Origin of the sequence: Pseudoalteromonas sp. SG45-5 (genome assembly GCF_014164085.1) — a bacterium.
GTDB classification, from domain to species: Bacteria; Pseudomonadota; Gammaproteobacteria; order Enterobacterales; family Alteromonadaceae; genus Pseudoalteromonas; species Pseudoalteromonas aliena.
The window spans coordinates 1-22,612 of the sequence record NZ_JACJEM010000065.1 but is presented as its reverse complement, the minus strand read 5'-3'; the positions used below and the strand labels follow the sequence as shown (position 1 = coordinate 22,612).

The window sequence follows — 22,612 nt, the reverse complement described above, 5'->3', positions numbered from 1 at the left end:
AAATTGCACTATAACGTCGTTAAAAATTTTTTATTTAGAACAACTAGATACAAAAATTTTTGCCTAGTTCTAGCGTAATTTTCTTAACGTTAAATAGACCCCATATATAAGCAGATTGGTATAACATATCGCTGTAGACACCTTGTTTACGGCGATTTTTGTTTTTAAATACGAACAATACACTTGTTAACAAAAAGTTTATATCGCTGCAAGATTTTAGCCGTTACACTAGCGTCTTAAAATTCTCTCGGTTATTTTTTTGCGAGCTGTTAATGTACTCCTTTTCTAAAAAAATTATAAGTATATGTATATTACTCATACTTATATTAGTCGTTACGTTTTGGCTTGGCCGTGCTCATGATGTTGAGCAAGCAGCGCTTCAGGCCAAGCGTCAAGTAACTCAATTAAACAATTATATTGATACGGAACTTGCCCGCTTTTCTGCCATTCCTCAGTTGCTTACGCATAACGAGTCGTTGGTTAATTTTCTCAACGGTGAACAACAGCACTACAGCGCTATAAATAACTACCTTGCTGATATTCAACAAGCCAGTGGGGCATCAGATGTGTTTGTTCTGGATCCGCAAGGTGCTGTAACGGCAAGTAGCAATTGGCAGACTGATTATTCTTTTTTAGGTAGCAATTTTGCTTTTAGGCCTTACTTTAAGCGCGCATTTGCAGGTGAAACTGTTGCTTATTTTGCATTAGGTATGCGTTCTGAGGAACGTGGTATTTATTTTTCTCAAGCTGTTTATAAACAGAGCCAAGCAATTGGTGTTGTTGTACTAAAAGTGAATGTAAATAAGTTCGAAAATGACAGAAAGCTTTTAAATACATCACAAGGTAGTCATTTTTATTTACAGTTAGCAGACGAAATTATTGCAATGTCAGATGTTGAACAATGGCGCTTGAATAGTTTTACTCAGCTAGATATTACAGCACGGCGTGATATTAAATCTCGTCGAGCTTATCTGGATCATCAACCTAAATACATCAAGCAATTTCAATTTAGTAATGAAGGCATTACACACTTTAAAATAGACAAATCATTGTATGTTACAGCCGCCATGCCTCTGCGTTATTTCAATGCCACTATGCACGTACTTGTCGATATATCGAAAATTAATGCCGCACAAGTGCCTCGCTTATTTTGGGCGTTTTTTATCTATAGCTTACTCATTATTATTGGCTATAGCTTATTAACACGTTTTGCTGGGTATAAAAAATTATTGTATTCACGGCACAGTTTAGAGCTTGAAGTGATAGAGCGAACTCAAGCTCTTGAAAAAGTGCAAAGTGCCTTGGTTCAATCGGCTAAGCTTGCCACCATAGGGCAACTTAGTGCGGGTATTAATCATGAAATTAATCAGCCGCTTAGTGCAATAAATACCTACCTTGCTAGTGCTAAACGTTTATTGGCCAAAGGCAATATTTCGGCTCTAGATGAGAGTTTAACTGTTATTGCAGGACTCGTTGAACGTGTGCACAAAATAGTGGGCCAGCTTAAGCATTTTAGTAAACCATCAGATATGCAATTAAGGCCTTATCCTTTAGCTGGCTTATTAAATAATGCATTAATGATATCAAGTGCACAATTAAAGCAAGACAACATACACGTTGATCCTCCAAGTTTTAATGAAAATATTATTGTTTGGGTAGATGCACTTAAATTTGAGCAAGTGCTGGTCAATTTAATTACGAATGCCAGCCAAGCGATGAGTAACGCTGCTGTTCGTAATTTAAGCTTTCAGTTGGAGTGTTTTGAAGAGCGGGTAAAGTTATCCATTTTAGATTCGGGAGCAGGCATAGAGCAACATGCATTCGGGAACCTGTTTGAGCCTTTTTATAGTACTAAGTCGAGTAATGGTTTAGGGCTTGGTTTATCTATATCAAAGCAGATAATTGATTCATTCAATGGCTGCTTGAGCGCGCACAATCGGATAGAAGGCGGAGCTGAATTTATAATCAGTCTGTCAAATAAGCAGGAAGGTAAACATGATTAATCGCTCATCGTGTAATAACATTATAGTCATTGATGATGAAGCAATGATCAGAGACTCTTTAAGGCAATTGCTAACCCTCGAAGGGTATATCGTTGAATGCTTTAATAGCGCAAGCACGGCCCTTAGTAAACTTAACCGACGTTTTACTGGGATCGTTTTGAGCGATATAAATATGCCGACTATGGACGGCCTAACACTTTTGGAGCAAATAACCGCTTTTGATAGTGAGCTTCCTGTTATTTTTTTAACAGGTTACGCTGACGTATCCATTGCTGTTAAAGCAATGCAATTAGGCGCGTATGATTTATTTGAAAAACCGGTTAATGAACATCTGCTAGATTGTATTGCAAGGGCATGCGACAAACGCAGCTTAGTTATGGAAAACCGCGCATTAAAAGTGGCCGTACAAAAAACGTCAGCACCAGGTGTGCGTATATTGGGTGATACGCCTAAAATGCAAGATATGATGCACTTGCTAAACACGATTATAGATACACCAACAGATGTCATGATTGAAGGTGAGACAGGGACAGGCAAAGAGCTTGTAGCGCGTTACCTGCACGACCAAAGTAATCGCTCTAGTTGTAACTTTGTTGCTATTAATTGTGGTGCTGTACCAGAGCAATTAATAGAAAGCGAATTGTTTGGTGCAGCAAGTGGTGCATACACGGGCGCGACGCAGAGCCGAAAAGGCAAGTTTGAATATGCTCAAGGTGGTACAGTTTTTTTAGATGAAATAGAAAGCACCCCAATGTCACTGCAAGTTAAGTTACTGCGCGTATTAGAAGAGCGAAAAGTGACCCCCGTAGGCGACAATAAAGCAATTGATTTAGATATAAGGATTGTGGCAGCGAGTAAAGTAAACTTACTTTCGCTAGTTGAAAACGGTCAGTTTAGGGCTGATTTATATTACAGACTGAGTTTGGTCAACGTTACTATTCCGCCATTACGCTCTCGAAAAGCCGACATATTACTTTTGTTTAAGCACTTTAGTTCTATTGCGGCTACTCGCTATCATAAGCCGCCTGCAGCAATTAGTTCTGAGATACAACAGCGTTTAGTTGCGTATGATTGGCCTGGCAATGTCAGAGAGCTCAGAAATCAAGCAGAGCGAGCCGTATTGCTCGGTGCTGAGCTTGCCTTTGCAGAAGTCAAAACGCAGCAATTTGGTGGTTTATCTGCCGATTTGAGTTTATCCGAAAAAGTGTCTTTTTATGAGCAGTCACTCATTGAGTACGCGCTTGAGCAAAATCATGGCAGTATTAAAAACACGATGGAAACACTACAAATAGCACGAAAAACACTTTACGATAAAATGAGTAAATACAACCTCAATAGGGATATGTTTACCGATTAAAATGGGTGGATTTGGTGACACCACTCACTTTTTTAATGTGTGCTGATCCGCACGTTTTTATTAAAACTTAATAGTTTATATTATCAAGTTATTGAAATGATGAGTTTTTATATACTTGGCAGTAAAGTTGCCTTATTAGCACTACAACAAGTAGATTCTAATAATCAGGGCGCACAATGACAAAAACTACACACACTCGTATTTTACTACTATCAATTGGCTGTTTAGCCACATTTTCCCACACCGCTTTTGCTGCAAATTACACGGTTTACGGCAAAGCCGAAGTGCAAATTGCCAGTACAGACACGGGCATAATGCGTTATGCCAAAGAAGCTACTCAAATTGAGGCGCCATACTCACGTATAGGCATTAAAGGCGCACATAAATTAAATGAATATTTCACTGCGGTTTTTAAATATGAAGTACAAGTTAAGGGCTTTGAAGAAGATGATACGCAAGAGCCATTCACTGCACGTAATACTTACTTAGGTTTAAAAGGTGCGTTTGGTGAGGTCGTTGTAGGCAGAAACGATACTCGATTTAAGTACTCAGAAGGAAAGCTTGATAACTTTAACGAAACGCAAGCAGATATAGCACAAGTTATTGCAGGGCAGGACCGACTTGGCGATACTATTAGCTATACCTCAAACTCTTGGCATAATACGCAGTTTTCTTTTACTTATGCCCCGAAAGACGATAATAAAGACGACAAAGCAGGTTATGCTGCCACGTTTATTTATGGCGACCGTAATTTAAAAAATACGCCTTACTATGTCTCTTTAAGTCGGGTTGATTCTTTGAATAATATTACCGCAAGCAGAATTGCTGGTGTTTATAAATTTGAACAATTACAGCTAGGTGTACTATACCAGCATTCTGAATCGGTAGATGGTACTAAATCGGGCAATGGTTATGTGTTAAGTGCCAGCTATACACTTGATAAGTGGGTGCCAAAAATTCAGTTTGCGAAGGATGATTCAGCGCTTCGCCAACAGACTGATGCAACTCAATGGACTACTGGTCTCGACTATGTATTTGATAAACAAACTACCGCTTATCTACTGTATACCGATTTAGACTTGGACGAAAATACAGACAGTAGTGTTGCACTTGGCCTTAAATATAAGTTTTAGGAAAAATAATGACTCAACAAATTTTAAAAAATAATTCTCCTAAAAAGCAAAGCATGCAATGGTTTTGGTTATTGATGGGCCCAAGTATTATGTTGCTTACTTGCCTAGTGACCCCACCGGAGGGAATGTCGGTTGCAGCATTTAATACGGCAGGGTTGGCATTTTGGATGGCCTCATGGTGGGTAAGTGAAGTTGTGCCTATACCTGCTACAGCTTTGCTGCCATTAGTTATTTCACCTTTAGCTGATATTGCAGCCATAAAAACGGTTGCTGCACCTTATGCACACCCTTTGATCTTTTTATTTTTAGGCGGGTTTTTAATCTCTATTGCAATGGAACGGTGGGGGTTACATAAACGGATAGCCCTGAGCACTATGCTTTATGCAGGTACAAAGCCTAGTTTGCAAATTTTAGCGATGATGCTAGTAACCGCATTTTTATCTATGTGGATGTCCAATACTGCAACGGCGGTAATGATGCTACCAATTGCGCTTTCAATAACTAATTTAGTTAAGCAATCAGATCCTAGCAATGAAGGATTTGGTAAAGCATTGTTATTATCAATCGCATATGGGGCTAGTATTGGTGGCATTGCCACATTAATAGGTACACCCCCTAATGCGTTAATGGCTGCCTATTTATCTGATAGCTACCAAATTGAAATTGGCTTTGCGCAGTGGATGATTGTAGGGGTTCCTCTTGCTTTAAGTATGTTGATTATTAGCTGGGTTTGGCTTACTAAATTTGCATATAAAGTTGATGCTAACATGAAAGCCGATCAACCAATTGATACAAAAAGTGTATTTTTAACGCAGTTAAAAAACTTAGGAGTACTACAGCGTGCCGAAAAAGGCGTGTTATTTGTGTTTGTATTAGCAGCACTGTGTTGGATATTTAGACCTGTACTTGGCGAGATCACAGGGCTGAATATTTCTGATACCGGTATTGCGATTGCTGCAGCATTATTATTGTTTGTTTTACCCGCAAACAAGGGCAGTGACGAGCGTATTCTTGATTGGGAAAGTGCAGCTAAAGTACCGTGGGGCGTTTTATTGTTATTTGGGGGAGGGCTTACACTTGCATCTCAAATTAAATCATCAGGGCTTGCTGAATTTATTGCTCACCTAATTGAAGGCGCCAGCGCTATTCCACTTGTTATGGGTGTGCTTGTTGTGGTGGCATTAATTACATTTTTAACTGAGATCACCAGCAATACAGCTACTGCTGCAGGGTTCTTACCGTTATTAGGACCCGTTGCAGAATCAATAACGGGTTCACCTCTTGTATGGGTTATTCCTGCTGCTATTGCTTGTAGTTGTGCGTTTATGATGCCCGTTGCAACCCCTCCAAACGCAATCGTATTTGGCTCAGGGCAAATACAAATGCGCGATATGATAAGGGCGGGCTTTGTACTCAATATTGTCGCCATTGTTTTAATAACACTGGTCACTATGACGATTGCAGCTCACGTATTTAAATTCTAATCGTTTCAAGTCACGTATAGCAGGGTAGTTTTGTATATTGATTGTTTAAAAACAAAACTACTCTGTGTCTATATTTTTACTCTTAAAGGAGTGCTTTAAATAAAATTAGTGTTATTGCTCGAAAAACAGAACAAGGTTATAGTCGCTAATAACTTTAAAAATCGAGCAATCTATTTTGACAACAGATACACCACAAACGATTTCTTTATTAGCCCAGTTTAATGGCTTACAAAATGCTTTTTTAGAGACACCCTATTTATCTATAAATAAACGCATTACGATTTTAAAAAAGCTACGTGCACGCGTTGTCGAGCTTGAAGAAGAGCTCGTTGATGCGGTTTCAAAAGACTTTGGTTATAGAACTGCATTTGATACGTTGCTTGGTGATATTTTGCCAACAGTGCAAGGTCTTGCTCATATAATAAAAAAGTTACCAAAATGGTCAAAGCCAAGTAATCGTGCCGTGGGTTTAAGTTTATGGCCCTCTAAAGTGAGTGTAACTTATCAACCTAAAGGGGTCGTTGGAGTTATAGCGCCGTGGAACTACCCTATACAATTGGCCATAGTACCTGTTATTACCGCTATTGCCGCAGGTAATAGGGTGATGTTAAAGCTAAGTGAGTTTACCCCGCATACAAATGTTGTTCTTGAAAAACTATTTAGTGATGAAATGCAAGAGCATTGTAAAGTAATTCAAGGGGGGAGCGATGTAGCAAGCGAATTTTCATCACTCCCGTTTGCTCATTTACTATTCACTGGCTCGACAACGGTTGGTAAATTAGTAATGGCCTCAGCAAGTCGTAATTTAACGCCTGTTACGCTTGAGCTTGGTGGTAAGTCTCCAGTGATCATTACCGAGCACGCTGATATTCAAAAAGCAGCACAGGCATTGTTATTTGGAAAAATGGCTAATGCAGGGCAAATTTGTGTTGCGCCCGATTATGTATTTGTCCCTAAAGAGCTTGAGCATCAGCTTATTCAGCAATTATGCGAGCTTTATAAAAAGCATTTTAAAGACGGTGTTGAAGGTAAAAACTTAACATCGATTATTAGCGATGCACATTACAAACGTTTAGCGGGCTATTTAGCGCAAGCACAAGAACTCGGTGCAACTATTGTAAAACCGCTTGAGCAAAATCAGCAAGATGCAGAAAAGCATCGTATGGGGCTACATATAGTTACTCAAGTCACAGACGAAATGCAGCTAATGCAAGATGAGTTATTTGGTCCTATATTGCCAATAATGAGTTATAACAAACTCAGTGAGGCAATTGATTACATTAAACAACATCACCATCCATTAGCACTTTATATTTTAGGGCAAGATAAACGCGCTCAAGACTATATTATTAAGCAAACACTCAGCGGGACAGTTGCTGTCAATGATACGCTAGTGCAAGTTACGGCAGATGATGTACCGTTTGGCGGTGTTGGGCACTCAGGTATGGGGCATTACCACGGTAAAGAAGGTTTTTTAACCTTTAGCCATGCTAAAAACACATTAGTTTCTGGTTCTTTTAATCCACGGGTTGGCATGTTACTTAAGCAAAGTAAGTTACTGATCAAATTGCTTAAGTGGTTATATATTAAATAACCAGAGTGCAGGTTAAGCATTATTGCGAATTGGTAAAATCTAGAAAATAAAAAAGCTGAACGATTAGCGGCTACTAAATCGCTCAGTTCAGCTTTTATTATTTTAAAGTCGGTTAAAATAAGCGGCCTTCGCCTGCATAAGTACCCGCTAAAATTCTTGCATATATAGCGTCTGCTTTTTCTTTCGCTTCTTCAACTTCTTTAGGGAGCATTTTACGCTCATCGAGTTTGCGGCTATGGCTTGCTTGCATATTACCGTTGTACTCAGCAATAGTGTTCCAAATGTATGACTTTTCGAGATCTTTAGGCATACCTAAGCCTTCAAAATACATGAGTGCTAAGTTGAATTGCGCGAGGGAATAGTTATTTGCGGCCGCTTTTTCGTACCATTTCTTTGCAAGTTCAAAATCGTGACTAACGCCATCCCCGTTTGCGTACATAACACCTAGGTTAAATTGTGCTGCGGGTAAGTTTTTATTTGCTGCTTTTTCAAATAGGCTCAAAGCCATTTGCTTATCGAGCTTAACACCTTTACCTTCATCGTAAAGTACAGCTAATGCGAACATAGAATCGACATGATTCTTTTTAACACCCTGTTGATAAAGCTGCGCGGCTTTATGGTAGTCGCGTACTACGCCAAAGCCACCTTCATATAATTTCCCAAGTTCGTATATGCCAGGTGCAAAACCTTTGTCGGCTAGGTATTCAAACTCTTTTAATGCGTATTCAAATCGACCTTCGTTAGCGGCTATAATGCCCTCTTCTAATGTTGCATGGGCAAAAGGGCTTGCAAATAAAACGCCAGCAAGTATTAATGGTTTTAAATTAAACTGTGACATAGTAATGTCTCCAATTAGTGATAGTTGCAATATGTATCGATACCAATTTAATGCCATCGGCATAACTAAACGTAAATTCATTATCATGGTGCACTAATATCAATTGGCATAAGTATTTGAACAATCTGACGAATTAAAGCACCCAATAATATCGTAAAATTTTTGCCTTGTTGATAGTGCCATAATCTTATCGTTAAGTAGATCCTATCTTTAAGTCGGTCAGTATAAATGAGTGATTAAAACGTTTACATGTGGTTGCAAAAAACAATGCCTATTGTCCTGTTTACACCGGCTTAAATGTAAAGGCAAGACAATGCACTTTTCGTCTACATGTATAATATTTTATAGGTCAAAATAAGTTTTTTTGCACTGAAGAAGTGTAAGATACAGATATCACAGAAAATTTAAAGAAATAAAAAAAGCCCGTTAGGGCTTTTTTGAGTCATATCAACCGTCACTAATATGAGCAATGTAGCAAGTAATTGTGATCTTAGGTATTTACTACTTGGGTCGAGTAAGTAATAGATACGAAGCGGCACAGTCTTCTTAATTAAATATCAGCATCCTTGCTGTAATTTCTTCCCTAGGGCGTGTTGACCTTTGTGGATTGAAATTTGTTCAATCTAGAGACGATTTAATCGCGGCGCGAGGTTTGTAACCTAGCGGGCTAAGTAAAAACCGAGCAACAAAGAGTTAATCGTCCCTAGATCGAGCTCAAAGGGCAGCGCATGTTTGGCATTTATGCTGCGTTATCACCTATTTATGGGGAATAACCACACTACATAGGCTCTGCCTTGCCTAAAAACCAAACAGTCTGCTGCAAAATCAATCACGAAAGGTCTACACGCCCTTGGCACTGAGGTCGTTACACTGTGTTTATGCGAACGATTATTAATTAGATTAATGTGCATGTCAATACTAAATGATAACTATTATCAAAAAGGTTGTGTGTTTATATATTATTAAAGTAGTGAGGTGGCGTTACAATGTTTAGTAAAATTATAATAAAAAAAATAGCGAAGATTATTACAGTGCTGAGTATGTTGCTACTTAGCGCTTGCTCAACTTCTTTTGCTTACAATAACTTGCCTTGGCTTTCGTCTTTTTGGGTAGACGACTACATTGATTTAAATAAAAGTCAGGCCAAACAGCTCAAACAAATTATTGAAAATACGCGAAATTGGCACAGACAAACTGAACTGCTCAAATACAAACAAGATCTAACAAATTTACAAGCGATGTTTAATTCACAGTTAAATAAAGAGGAGCTGACTAAACAAATCACGCTTGCTAAAGGTCATTGGGGAAATCTGCTTGATTATGCAAGCCAACCTCTGATCACGTTAGCTAAAACGCTTACATCAAAACAGCGTAAAGAACTTATTGATAATATAACCGCCGATATAAATGATGAGTTAAAAGAGCACAATGAACTCAGCTTGCAAGAACATAAAGACATGCGTTTAGACAAACAGTTTGATTACTTTAAACAATGGCTAAACAAACTCACTCCTGAGCAAGTGCGATTAATAAAAGCCGCTAACGAGCAACATATTAATACATTTTTACTATGGCAAGATTATAAACGGGATCGCTTACGTGCACTTGAGCAAACGTTTTCCAACTTACAACTTGATGAACAGCAATTTGCTACACAGCTTGAGATAATCATTACCGATCGCGATGCATTTATTGGTGATGAGTTAAAAGCTAAGAATGAAAATAATTTAGTACTCTATATAAATTTACTTATTGACTTAAATAACACACTTTCTAAGCAACAACGAAAAAGCGCTAATGAACATTTTGACGATTTAATGCAGACAATTAATGAACTTAGAAATGATTAAGCGTTTCAAATCCAGCAACAAAAATTTATGATAGGTTTTATTATTAGTAAAGATGGCCACTATCGTGTTTTTGACGTATGAGGCACCGTTGTTATAGGTACACTGCTTGTCATCTCAATTTTTCACGTTAAACTGAATTTTTATTTTTTTATTAAGTTGTTTGAATGGATATTACTGCTCTTAATAGTACTAAGGCATTAAGAAGGAACGTCTTAAGATGGATGTGCTTATGTTTTGGTTGTGTATCGCTAATTTTTGCTGGGTTTAATTTACTCATTAATAATTTTGCGGTACTGGGCTATTTAGAGTTGGGACTGTGTGCTTACTGTGTACACACATTTGTTCGTTTAAACAAACATGCGTTGCAACTACGCCAATCGCTTATTATGTGTGCATTAGTTACGTTAGTCATTGTGTTAGGTAACTATTTAGCTTTAATAAAAAATGGTTTGTTTATTTGGTCATTCGCATTGCCCGTTTTGTATTACCTGTTGCTAGGTAAGCGCTTTGGGATCATTTTTTCTGCAACATTACTTTTTTTACAGGTATTTATCTTAGTAAATAAAGCCTCGTTATTTCCTTTTTTACCGTTAAATTTTGGTCTTAATTTACTGTTTGTTTACGTAAGTATTTGGGCTGTTTCTCATGCTTTTGAAGGTAGCAGGGCACTATCCTCTAAACGCTTGAAAAGTTTAGCCTTGTTAGACCCATTAACGGGTGCTGGTAATCGACTTTCTATGAACCATTATTTTGAGGTTGAATTAACAGATAAATCTCAGCTGTACTTATTTTTATTAGATTTAGATTACTTCAAGCAGGTAAACGACAAATATGGTCACGACGTAGGTGACAAAGTGCTTATTGAAGTTGCAACGTTATTAAGAATTACGTTAGCCAAAGGGTATGTATTTAGAGTGGGTGGGGAAGAATTTGCACTTATTAGCTCATTTAACAATGCCGATGATGCGTTAAATTCTGCTGAAAAATTAAGATCTGTCATAGAGAATACAGTGATTGATATAGAAGGTGAAAAAGTAAATATCACTATTAGTGTAGGGGTTGCTTCTTATCAACAGGATCAATCACTCGAAGAGTTTGCTAAAGAAGCCGATAAACAACTTTATAAAGCAAAACGCTTTGGACGTAATAAAGTATATGCTAAGTCAAGCACACATCAAAAAATTGAATTAGAACCTGTTTAATACATTTGCTCAAAATTAGGAATTCTATTTTCCCAAATAGGCTTGTCTTTTCCTAAGTATTCGCGCACAGCATCAAAAAATAAACGTGTTCTTACTGGTAAATCTCTGTGCGGATAAACAGCATACATTGCGCTGTAATCCATGAGTTTTACATCAGTAAGTAAAGGTATTAATTTACCGTCGGTAATTTCGTCACCGATTATAAATGCCGGCGCTACAAAATACGCTGTGCCAGATATGGCTTTCATGAGCAGTGCTTCGGCATCGTTAGCGCGATATACACTTTTTATTTTTTGCTCACATGGTTCACCCGAGCTGTTGTAATAATCAACTGTTTCAACCCTCATCGTATTACTGGCATAACTTGCGGCGGGTAATTCGGCCAATTCTTCCATACTGGATGGCATGCCATAAGTGCTGATAAACTCGGGAGCGGCAACAATGAGTAAACGATTACGCGCAATTTTACGTGCAATTAGAGATGAATCTTTTGGCTCTCCCACTCTAAATGCTAAATCGAACCCCTCAGAGACAATATCAACTAAACGATCGTCCAAACGTAGCTCTACTTCAACTTGTGGAAAACGTTTTTGAAAGTCATTAAGTACGGGCTGTAAATAGCGCCGACCTATTAACGTAGATGAGGTTATTTTTAATACGCCTCGGGGTTCTAAATGGTAATTCTCAGCCATACGAATTGTATCGCCAAGTAATTCTCTAAGTTCAGCTGCCTTTTTTATCATTTCTGCGCCAGCAGCGGTTAACGAAAAAGAACGAGTTGTTCTGTTTAATAACCTAACACCGAGCTCATCTTCTAATCGACTGATTTGTTTAGAGATAACAGAGCGGTCAATGTTACGAATTTCAGCTGCCTTGGCAAAAGAGCCTTGTTCAACTACTTCAAGCAGCATTAAAAGCCGACTGGTTGTATCCATAATTACACCTTTGCTACGTTATTGATGCCATTTTGGCATTAATGAATTTAAAAATCTATGGTTTTTGTCCGCAGGTTTAATCCGTACTATGCAAAGCTAATTAAAAAAGGAGCGTCTTCATGAAAAAACATTTAATTGCTGCTGCACTCGCTGGCGCATTACTAACACTTGCAGGTTGTGCCGATGAAAGCACAGCACCTTCGACTCAAGCACAGCATCTTCAACCAATCGATGTTGCAGCGGTATTAGTTAAACCAGTACAAAGCTGGCACACCTATACAACGCGCTTAGAGTCTCCTCAAGAAGTCGCGTTAATGCCACGCGTATCAGGTGTCATTGAGCGTATTGCATTTAATGAAGGCGACAATGTTAAAAAAGGTGACTTATTATTTAAGTTAGACGACCGTCCATTTGCAGCGGTTGTTGCAAGCCTTGATGCGCAAATTAACAGTGCACAAGCTGCGTTAGAACAAGCAAAAAGTGAAGCTAAACGAGCAGTGCGTTTAACGCAGCGTAAAGCAATCTCTACTGAGCAGGCTGAATCTCGAACCTCTGTTTTGCGCCAACGTGAAGCGCAGCTTGCTGCTTTGCAAGCACAGCTTACAGCAGCTGAACTTGATTTAGAGTTTACGTCAATTGTATCGCCAATTGATGGGGTTATTTCGCGCGCAAATATTACTAAAGGCAACAATATTATTGCGGGCCAAAGCGTATTAACAAGTATTGTCTCAAACGAGCAAATGTATGCGTACTTTGATATTGATGAGCGCACTTGGAATAGTGCTTTTAGTAATGTAACAGCTGCTAGCCGTCAACCTGTTGTTATGCAAAAAGTAGGGCAAAACGATTTTGCATACAAAGGGCACATCAATTTTATTGATAACCAAATCAATGCCTCTACAGGCACTTTGCGTGTGCGCGCTGTGTTTGATGAAGATAACAACCAGCTTCGCTCGGGTTCATTTGCACGCATTAAATTGGCCGCTAACTCAATCTCTGAGCAAGTTATTGTGCCAGATAGAGCCATTGGCACCGATTTAAAAAATCGCTTTGTATTAACCGTTGGCGAAAATAACGTGCTTAAGTACAAATTAGTCACTGTGGGTGAGCGTTATGGTTCGCTTCGCGCAGTAACATCAGGTCTTTCACAGGGTGATGTCATTGCCGTAAATGGTCCTGCTCGTGTAGGCCCTGGCATGCCAATTAAGCCAAATACAGTAACAATAGACAGCAGTGATGTTGCATTCACTCTTTCTAATGACGAATCACGTTTAGTGGCTAAGCAATAAGGTTTATTGATGAAATTTTCACACTTTTTTATTCAACGGCCGATATTTGCGGCTATGTTGTCTTTAGTTATTTTAATTGCCGGTGGTATTTCTTTATTTCAGCTTCCGGTAAGTGAATACCCTGAAGTGGTGCCACCAACAGTGGTTGTCACAGCGAGTTACCCAGGCGCTAACCCAACCGTTATTGCGCAAACGGTCGCAACACCACTTGAACAAGAAATTAACGGCACTGAAAACATGTTGTATATGTTTTCACAAGCAACCAGTGATGGACGCATGACCCTTACGGTGACGTTTGCACTAGGCACAGATTTAGACCGTGCTCAAGTACAAGTACAAAACCGTGTAAATAGCGCATTACCGCGTTTGCCGCAAGAGGTGCAGCGCTTAGGTGTTGTTGCCGAAAAATCATCGCCCGATTTAACCATGGTGGTGCATTTATATTCGCCAGAAAAAACACATGATACCGCGTATTTATCTAATTATGCCGACTTGTATATTAAAGATGAAATTGCACGACTACCTGGTGTAGGCGATATTCGCCTATTTGGTGCTGGTAAATACTCAATGCGTGTATGGTTAAACCCTGATGCACTCGCGGCACGTGAATTAACAGCAACCGACGTTGTTACTGCACTTCGTTCGCAAAACCAACAAGTTGCGGCAGGTAGCTTAGGCGCTCAGCCGATATCAAACGACAGTCAATTTCAAATACTGTTAAATGTAAAAGGGCGTTTAAACAGCATTGAAGAGTTTGAACACGTTATTATTAAAGTGGGTGATGAGGGGCAATTAACACGTTTATCTGATATTGCACGCGTTGAATTAGGGCAAGATACTTACTCACTTCGCGCAGAGCTAGACACTCAGCCGGCATTGGCCATGCCTATATTTCAACGCCCAGGTTCTAATGCGATTGAGCTGTCTGATCAAGTGCGCGAAACCATGGCACGTTTATCAAAAGACTTCCCTGAAGGGGTTAAATACGACATTGTTTACGATCCAACCGTATTTGTACGCGGCTCTATTGACGCTGTAATTACAACGTTGATTGAAGCCATTGTACTGGTTGTTATTGTCGTTATTGTATTTCTACAAACATGGCGTGCGTCTATAATTCCACTTATTGCGGTGCCTATTTCACTCATTGGTACGTTTGCAGTGATGCAGTGGTTGGGTGTATCGATTAATACTTTATCGTTATTTGGCTTAGTACTGGCTATAGGTATTGTTGTCGATGATGCGATTGTTGTTGTTGAAAATGTTGAACGTAATATAGAGCAAGGCTTGTCGCCTCTTGAAGCAACACGTGTTGCAATGAGTGAAGTAACGGGGCCTATTATTGCGATTGCACTTGTGCTTTGCGCGGTGTTTATTCCAACCGCATTTATTACCGGTTTATCGGGTCAATTTTACAAGCAATTTGCGTTAACAATTACCATTTCAACCGTCATTTCTGCTTTTAATTCTTTGACGCTTTCGCCTGCATTAGCCGCGTTATTGTTAAAATCGCACGATGCAAAGCCAGATGCATTTACACGTTTATTAAATAAATTATTTGGTCGTTGGTTGTTTCAACCATTCAACCGCGTATTTGACCGTGGTGCAAAAGGGTATGAAAAACTAGTTAAAAAGCTAATTCGCTTAAGCATGATTGTAATGGTGGCGTATGTCGCACTCGTTGGCGGTACTATTAAGTTGTTTGATACCGTACCTGGTGGCTTTATTCCACAGCAAGATAAGCAATATTTAGTAGCAATTGCACAATTACCTGATGCAGCTAGCCTTGACCGCACGGAAGATGTAATAAGACAAATGCAACAAATAGCCTTAGATGTTCCGGGCGTTGCAAATACGGTTGCTTTTCCTGGTTTGTCGGTAAATGGTTTTACCAATAGCCCTAACAGCGGTATTGTTTTTACGCCTTTAGACGCATTCGAAGACCGTGCCGATCCAAGTAAATCGGCGATGGCGATTGCTGCGCAGTTAAACCAACGTTTTGCCGCAATTGATGAAGCATTTGTCGCGGTATTCCCGCCGCCGCCAATTCAAGGCCTAGGCACAACGGGTGGCTTTAAGTTACAAATTGAAGACAGATCAAACAAAGGATTCGAAGCGTTATTCAATAGCCTGCAAACGGTTATAGGTAAAGCACAACAAGATCCAGCGTTAATGGGGCTTTACTCAAGTTTTCGTATTCAAGTGCCACAAATGGATATAGATGTTGATCGCGAGCAAGCGCTTATTCAAGGTATCCCTCTAGATGAAGTGTTTAATGCACTGCAAATTTATTTAGGCTCGGTGTATGTGAATGACTTTAACTTGTTTGGTCGTACGTATCAGGTCAATGCGCAAGCAGATGCTGATTATCGTTTAGACCCAGATCAAATTCTTAATTTAAAAGTAAGAAACCGCGCGGGTAACATGGTGCCATTAGGCTCAGTATTAACGGTTACACCAACAATTGGCCCTGACCGTGTAATGCATTACAACGGGTATCCAAGTGCAGAGCTTAACGGCAGCCCAGCGCCAGGTTACAGCTCTGATCAAGCACAACTGGCTATTGAAGCAATACTTGCTGATAACTTGCCAAGCGGCATTGAATACGAGTGGACAGAAGTGACTTACCAACAAGTACTTGCGGGTAACACTATGGTGTATGTATTCCCATTGGTAGTGCTACTTGTATTTATGGTGCTTGCTGCTCAGTATGAAAGCTTGCGTTTACCATTAGCTATTATTTTAATCGTACCAATGACCATATTTTCAGCGTTACTTGGTGTGTGGTTTGTAGGCTCAGATAACAATATATTTACGCAAATAGCGTTAATAGTATTGGTAGCCTTGGCATCTAAAAATGCGATTCTGATGGTTGAATTTGCAAAAGATAAAAACGATACCGGTTTATCTCATATGGATGCGATATTAGCGGCATGTCGTATGCGTTTACGTCCAATATTAATGACCTCAATTGCGTTTACAGCTGGTGTTATACCGCTTGTGTTGGCAACCGGAGCTGGAGCCGAAATGCGCCATGCAATGGGGAATGCGGTGTTCTCAGGCATGATTGGTGTAACCATTTTTGGCTTATTGTTTACCCCAGTATTTTATATGTTTGTTGTCAATAAAAAAGAAAAAGCGCAGGAGTTACCACATGACTAAATTAGTACATAAAGCGCTAAAAACACGCTTAACAATAAGTGCTGTAGTAGTGGCTGCGTTTTTATCTGGCTGTGCGAGCAAAATAGATACGCTCAGTGAGCAAAACGCAATTAATGAGTTTGTTGCAAAGGCGGCGGTTGCAGAGCAACTTAATGGTGCTGACGAAACGAGCTGGTGGAAAGGGCTTGGATCAAGCCAATTAGACTTGTTAGTCACCCAAGCGCTTGCAAATAATCATGATTTACAAACAAGCCAGTTAACACTTAAAAGTGCGTTAGCACGATTAGGTGAGCAAAAAGCACAATACCTGCCGCAAGGTGGCGTAGAAATTGGTGCTAAACGCAGTGGTTTAGGCGATGTAAACAGCCGCCAATCGAGTGCTAATTTAGCACTTGATTGGCAGCTTGATTTATTTGGGCGTATTACGGCGTTGGTTGATGCAGCAAATGCATCGGCCATGAGCCAAGCAGAGCAAGTCCGTTTACTACAAATTGAAGTCGTATCGGCGGTTGTTAAAGGCTTTGTTAGCTATCAAGGTAATGTTGAAAAACAGCATATTGTAGCGCTGCAAATAGAGGCGCTTGAGCAAAGTATTGAGGTGCTACAAGCTCGCGTTGATGAAGGTGTTGCAAGCGAACTTGATTTAAATCGTACAATGGCGCAGCTTAGGCAGCAACAAGCACTTGTGCCTGCTTTTGAATATGCAAAGTATCGCGACTTATCTACGCTTGCTGTGCTTACTGGACGGTTAACGCAGCACGTTGAATTAAATAATGAACGGGCTATTTTAGAGCATCAGTTTGAGGTAGCTTTTAATGAGCCAAATAACGCAATTGCACTAAGGCCTGATATTAGCCGAGCACTTTACGACTTTAGCCAAGCGAATAGTTTAAGTGTTGCAGCAAGCAAAGCACTTTTACCAGATATTAGTTTAAGTGGCTTTGCAGGCGTTGTGAGTCTTGGTAGTAATGGCTTTAGCGATACTCAACAGCAATGGCAAGTAACACCACAAATTAAGTGGTCGCTACTGAGTTATCCTGCACTTTTAGCACAACGCGATGCACAACAGTTTTTAAGTAAAGCGGCGTACAGCGACTATCAACAAGTAGTGCTTAAAGCCGTGAACGAAAGTGAACTTTCGCTGCAGCTTTTAACCAATCAAGCACAACAAAAACGCTTTGCTGATGAGCGTTATAGCTTCGCAAATAAAGCATTCTTACAAGCTCAAGCAATGTACGAAGAAGGGCAAATTCCTTATCTTGAGTTGTTAGATGCACGTCAGGATGTTTTAATAGCGCAAGAAAACGCTGTCGATTCCACAATTTCATCGCTACTTGCTAAGGTTAATGCCTATCAGTCATTTAACGGGCGATGGAGTTATGCTTTAAGCAACACTAAGAAGTAGAGTTATATTGATGCCCAGTACTGATGTTTTACATGAATACACCGTACCGCTTACTATGCGTGCCATTGTATTGCCAGAGCCTAATGAGCAAATCAATTTAGCTGACGTTGAGTTACCTGTACCAGAGTGTGCAGATAACGAATTACTTATAAAAGTAGAGTACGTTGGCTTAAACCCCGTTGATGGGCAGTTTGCTAAATCGGGCTTTTGTAAATGGCAATATCCTCATATTTTAGGGCTTGATGCTGTAGGTGTGGTGGTAAAAGCCAGCAAAGGTATTTTTCCCAATGTAGGCGAGCGGGTAATGTGGCACGCAAGTGTTGGCGACCAAGGTGTGCTCAGTGAATACACAAAAGTGCCTAATTATGCGGTGTCGGTTTTGCCTGCAGGATTAAACCCAGCTGTGGCTGCTATTTTACCGTGTGCTGGTATGGCTGCACTTATTAGCTTAGATAAACTGAGTATTAGCGAAGGCGATACCATACTTATTGAAGGGGGAGCTGGGGCCGTAGGGCAGTTTGCTATTCAGTATGCTAAGCAGCGCGGAGCAGATGTATTTGCAACCGCATCAAAGCGAAACCATAAATTGGTTAAACAGCTTGGTGCAGACATGGTTTTTGATTACAACGATAAAAAGTTGTGTGAAAAAATTCGCAAAGAACTTGGTCCACAAGGTTTTGACGCAGTAATCGACACCATTGGTGGAGAGTCAACAGCTCGAAATATTGAGCTAATGCGTTTTTGTGGCAAAATTGCATGTTTAAACCCATTACCCTGTTTTGATCAGGAGCTTATGTATCGTAGGGCGCCTAACATTAGCGTGGTATCGCTGGGCGGTGCATGGCTTGCTAATAGCTTGTGTGCGCAACAGCGTTTAAGCTTTATGGGTAACTTACTGCTAGAAGGTGCGTGTAATGGCGATATTAAAACGCCGACACTGACCGCCGTTGAATTTAATGCACAGGCGGTGTCTGATGCGCTTAATAAGCAATTGGCGGGTGGTTTTACCGGCAAACAGGTTGTACACGTAGCGCCATAAATACTAGGGCTATTTTTTAAAAACGCAGCATTACTATGTTGCGTTTTTTTATGTCTTTTTTATGCTCTTTTCATTCTATAAAATCGTATTTTTATTTATTAACCTGAACTCTGGTTAAGAGATTTACTAACATATTGAATCATGGTGATATTTAAATTTATTTTCTCTAGCCAGAGATTTTCAATGAGAACAAGGCGAATTTACGCGTCAATAGCTGGCCTATTGCAAGTGAATTCAACGCAGTTAGCACTGAAAATAGCTGCTAGAGATAGATTTATTATCCAGAGTTCAGGTTTATTAGCTGTTTTATTCGTCATTTTAATAAAAACAGTTATTTTCAGCGTACAACTGTAAGCCTTTGTGTTTCAACAGTTTACGTTCAGGTAAAGAAAATAAATTGAAAAAAACTGTTAATTAATTGAATAGAGTAATTGATCTAAACGATTTTTTATGACGTAATGTAGTTATTATTTAGCTGGTCGGATGAGTTCAATCATGAGTTTACGTACAAAATTAAAAAAAGTATTGCCAAGTATTTCTATCACTGAACAAGAAGCGCTAGACGCAGGTGATGTATGGCTTGAAGGGTCTATTTACCAAGGTAAACCTGATTTCAGCGCATTACGCGACGTACCTGCAGCTAAACTAAGCGCAGACGAGCAAGCGTTCTTAGACGGTCCAGTAAAAGAGTTATTGGGCATGATTGACGATTCAGTGATTCAAAATGGGATTCATTTACCAAATGACATTCTAGAATTTTTGAAAAAAGAGCGTTTTTTCTCGCTTATCATTCCTAAATCGTTTGGTGGTTTAGAGTTTAGCCCTTATGCAAACTCTACTATTGTAGGCACAATTGCTACTAAAAGCTCAGCGGTAGCGGTAACTGTAATGGTACCTAACTCGTTAGGCCCAGGTGAGTTACTACTTCATTTTGGTACGCAAGAACAACAAGAACATTACCTACCACGTCTAGCAAATGGCACAGACATTCCATGTTTTGCATTAACAAGCCCAGAAGCGGGTTCTGATGCAGGCGGTATTCCAGATGTGGGTACTGTTACTAAAGGTATGTATAACGGCAAAGAAGTGCTTGGTTTAGAAATCACATGGGACAAGCGCTACATTACGCTTGCACCTATTGCTACCGTACTTGGTTTAGCATTTAAAGTAGTTGATCCAAATGGTTTACTAGGTGGTAAAGAAAACCTAGGTATTACTTGTGCACTTATTCCAAAAGAGCATCCAGGTGTAGAGCTTGGTAATCGCCATGATCCAATGGGTATCCGTTTTTACAACGGTACTACACGTGGTAACAAAGTATTTGTACCAATGGACTTTGTTATTGGTGGACAGAAAAATATTGGTCGTGGTTGGCAAATGCTGGTTAGCTGTTTAGGTGCTGGCCGTGGTATTTCATTACCTGCACTAGGTGTGAGTACAGCACAAGTTGCATTTAAATCAGCGTCTGAATACGCAGCAGTGCGTGAACAGTTTGGTTTAGCGATTGGTCAATTTGAAGGTATTCAAGAAAAACTAGCTGACATTGCAGGTAAAACATACCTACAAGAAGCAATGCGCGTACTTACAACTGAAGGCTTAGGCATGGGCTTAAAACCATCAGTAGTAACCGCAATCGCTAAATACCACATGACAGAGCTTGGTCGCGACGTACTTGATTCAGCAATGGATATTCAAGCAGGTAAAGCGATTCAAAACGGTCCACAAAATACCTTAGCAAGTGGTTATGTTGCACAACCGATTGCCATTACGGTAGAAGGCGCGAACATTCTTACTCGTAACCTAATGATTTTTGGTCAAGGTGTTATGCGTTGTCACCCATATTTACAATCTATGGTTGAGTCAATTCATAGCGAAGACAAAGGCGCCGATAAAGAATTTAACGGCATTTTACGTAAAACAATTGGCTACAGCACAGCAAACAGCTTACGTGCTTTCCGCCTTGGTGTTTTACCATTTACAGCAAGTGCTAACTCTGAATTGCCAGAAGTACGCGACTACGAAAAAGCAGTTCATAAACTATCTGCAAAGCTTGCAGTGTACGCTGACTTTTCGTTATTAGTACTTGGCGGTAAGTTAAAACAAGCAGAAATGCTATCGGCACGTTTAGGCGATGTAATGAGCTTCTTGTACGCAGCTATGGCATCAATTAAATATTATGAGCAAAAAGTAGCAAGTAGTGACCGTGAGCAAGCTGCGCCGTACTTCCATTACGCGACTCGTTTTGCTCTGCAAAGTGCAGAAGAAGCATTACATAAGTTTTTAGATAACTTCCCTGCAAGTGGCACTCGTAAGTTTATTCGTTTTATTACAATGAACTACTCAACTAAAATGCCAAAAATTAGTGATGATTTAATTCGCGAACTAGCTAAGCAAGCACAGCTTGATACCGCATTTAAAGCGCAAATCACGCATTTAGTTAAGCCAGTTGAGGGCGATGGCCATCATATCAATGAGCAAGCTTACAAAGCTAAAATGGCATCATTGGTTGAATTATCGAAAGTTAAAAAAGCACTGCGTGCTAAAACGATTAAAGCAGGCGCACGCTTTAACATTACGCTTGATAACGCACTAGCGGCAAACGTAATCACGCAAGCTGAACATGTTCAGTTAATTGATTACAACATCAAGCGTGAAAAAGCGATTCGTGTAGATGAGTTCGATTTCGATATGAACATCCTAGACGACAACGCACAGCCGATTAATCCGCTTAAAAGCGTAGTTAATCAGTAAGCTGTAAATTTAATTCAATAATGCAAAGCGCCCGCAGTATCGGCGCTTTTATTGATACAAAATTAGTGTGGAGTCCTGCTTGAGTAATATTAAGCGGGGCTTTTTTATGTGTTTTTTAAAGTAGAGATAGATAGCGGTGTTGGTCTTAAAGCGAATATGTATGAGTAGAACATTAGAGAGGGACGTTTATAATCTTGAAAAAGGGCTAATAACACCATTAGCACCTTGTTGTAGTACATGGGTATATATTTGTGTAGTTTTAACGTCAGAATGGCCAAGCTGAGCTTGAATGGTTCTTATATCGGCGCCATTTTGCAGTAAATGAGTAGCAAAAGAGTGTCTTAATGTATGAGGTGTTATTATTTTTGTTAACCCTGATTTTTGGACGGCTTTTTTAACCTCTTTTCTAATACAAGAGTGATGAAAATGATGTCGTCTTATTTCACCACTTTGAGGATCTGAACTTAATATATGAGAGGGAAATAAATACTGCCATGCTAGTGTTTTTGCGGCTGAAGGATATTTTTTAGTTAAGGCATATGGCATCCATACGCCAGAATATTCCGTATT

General features: G+C 39.7%; 15 protein-coding genes. 12 read left to right on the top strand and 3 right to left on the bottom strand.

From position 1 onward, the window contains the following. Positions 1–272: 272 nt before the first annotated feature. From H5119_RS17540 to H5119_RS17520, 5 genes are all read left to right on the top strand, one after another. The gene (locus tag H5119_RS17540) at positions 273–2,003 is read left to right on the top strand and encodes an ATP-binding protein (protein WP_182703145.1); all 1,731 of its coding nucleotides are present in this window, start codon (positions 273–275) and stop codon (positions 2,001–2,003) included. After that, positions 1,996–3,360, top strand: a complete 1,365-nt coding sequence (locus H5119_RS17535) for a sigma-54 dependent transcriptional regulator (RefSeq protein ID WP_182703144.1) — start codon at positions 1,996–1,998, stop codon at positions 3,358–3,360. Before H5119_RS17540 ends, H5119_RS17535 begins: the two co-directional genes overlap by 8 nt. Before the next feature lie 176 nt (positions 3,361–3,536). After that, on the top strand, positions 3,537–4,493 hold the full coding sequence (locus tag H5119_RS17530) for a porin (protein ID WP_182703143.1): 957 nt from the start codon (positions 3,537–3,539) through the stop codon (positions 4,491–4,493). Between the two features lie 8 nt (positions 4,494–4,501). Beyond that, on the top strand, positions 4,502–5,977 hold the full coding sequence (locus tag H5119_RS17525; RefSeq protein WP_182703142.1) for an SLC13 family permease: 1,476 nt from the start codon (positions 4,502–4,504) through the stop codon (positions 5,975–5,977). 175 nt (positions 5,978–6,152) lie between these two features. Beyond that, entirely contained in the window at positions 6,153–7,571 is a 1,419-nt protein-coding gene (locus H5119_RS17520) for a coniferyl aldehyde dehydrogenase (protein WP_182703141.1), read from the top strand. Positions 7,572–7,683: 112 nt separating this feature from the next. On the opposite strand, the gene H5119_RS17515 is transcribed toward H5119_RS17520, so the two are convergent. Next, complete coding sequence (locus H5119_RS17515; protein ID WP_077538754.1) at positions 7,684–8,409, bottom strand: tetratricopeptide repeat protein; 726 nt, start codon at positions 8,407–8,409, stop codon at positions 7,684–7,686. A 986-nt stretch (positions 8,410–9,395) separates the two neighbouring features. Between H5119_RS17515 and H5119_RS17510 the strand changes: the two genes are divergently transcribed. Beyond that, a complete protein-coding gene (locus tag H5119_RS17510; RefSeq protein WP_182703140.1) occupies positions 9,396–10,259 on the top strand; it encodes a DUF6279 family lipoprotein in 864 nt (287 codons plus the stop codon). 164 nt (positions 10,260–10,423) lie between these two features. Beyond that, the gene (locus tag H5119_RS17505) at positions 10,424–11,461 is read left to right on the top strand and encodes a GGDEF domain-containing protein (RefSeq protein ID WP_182703139.1); all 1,038 of its coding nucleotides are present in this window, start codon (positions 10,424–10,426) and stop codon (positions 11,459–11,461) included. Here the strand turns inward: H5119_RS17505 and H5119_RS17500 are convergent. Beyond that, positions 11,458–12,396: a LysR family transcriptional regulator gene (locus H5119_RS17500; RefSeq protein ID WP_182703138.1), complete on the bottom strand. Its 939-nt coding sequence runs from the start codon at positions 12,394–12,396 to the stop codon at positions 11,458–11,460. The two genes, H5119_RS17505 and H5119_RS17500, sit on opposite strands and share 4 nt — an antisense overlap. Positions 12,397–12,515: 119 nt before the next feature. Between H5119_RS17500 and H5119_RS17495 the strand changes: the two genes are divergently transcribed. The 5 genes from H5119_RS17495 to H5119_RS17475 all read left to right on the top strand — a co-directional run bounded on the left by H5119_RS17495 (position 12,516) and on the right by H5119_RS17475 (position 22,042). Next, a complete protein-coding gene (locus tag H5119_RS17495; protein WP_182703137.1) occupies positions 12,516–13,685 on the top strand; it encodes an efflux RND transporter periplasmic adaptor subunit in 1,170 nt (389 codons plus the stop codon). Between the two features lie 9 nt (positions 13,686–13,694). Next, complete coding sequence (locus H5119_RS17490; RefSeq protein WP_182703136.1) at positions 13,695–16,847, top strand: efflux RND transporter permease subunit; 3,153 nt, start codon at positions 13,695–13,697, stop codon at positions 16,845–16,847. After that, on the top strand, positions 16,840–18,252 hold the full coding sequence (locus H5119_RS17485; RefSeq protein ID WP_182703135.1) for a TolC family protein: 1,413 nt from the start codon (positions 16,840–16,842) through the stop codon (positions 18,250–18,252). Before H5119_RS17490 ends, H5119_RS17485 begins: the two co-directional genes overlap by 8 nt. A 10-nt stretch (positions 18,253–18,262) precedes the next feature. Next, entirely contained in the window at positions 18,263–19,291 is a 1,029-nt protein-coding gene (locus H5119_RS17480; RefSeq protein ID WP_182703134.1) for a zinc-binding dehydrogenase, read from the top strand. A gap of 495 nt (positions 19,292–19,786) precedes the next feature. Continuing rightward, positions 19,787–22,042 (top strand): acyl-CoA dehydrogenase, encoded by a 2,256-nt coding sequence (locus tag H5119_RS17475; protein WP_182703133.1) that lies wholly within the window; start codon positions 19,787–19,789, stop codon positions 22,040–22,042. A 186-nt stretch (positions 22,043–22,228) separates the two neighbouring features. Here H5119_RS17475 and H5119_RS17470 read toward each other — a convergent pair. Next, the coding region (locus tag H5119_RS17470) for a tyrosine-type recombinase/integrase (protein WP_182703132.1) at positions 22,229–22,612 on the bottom strand (384 nt) is incomplete at its 5' end.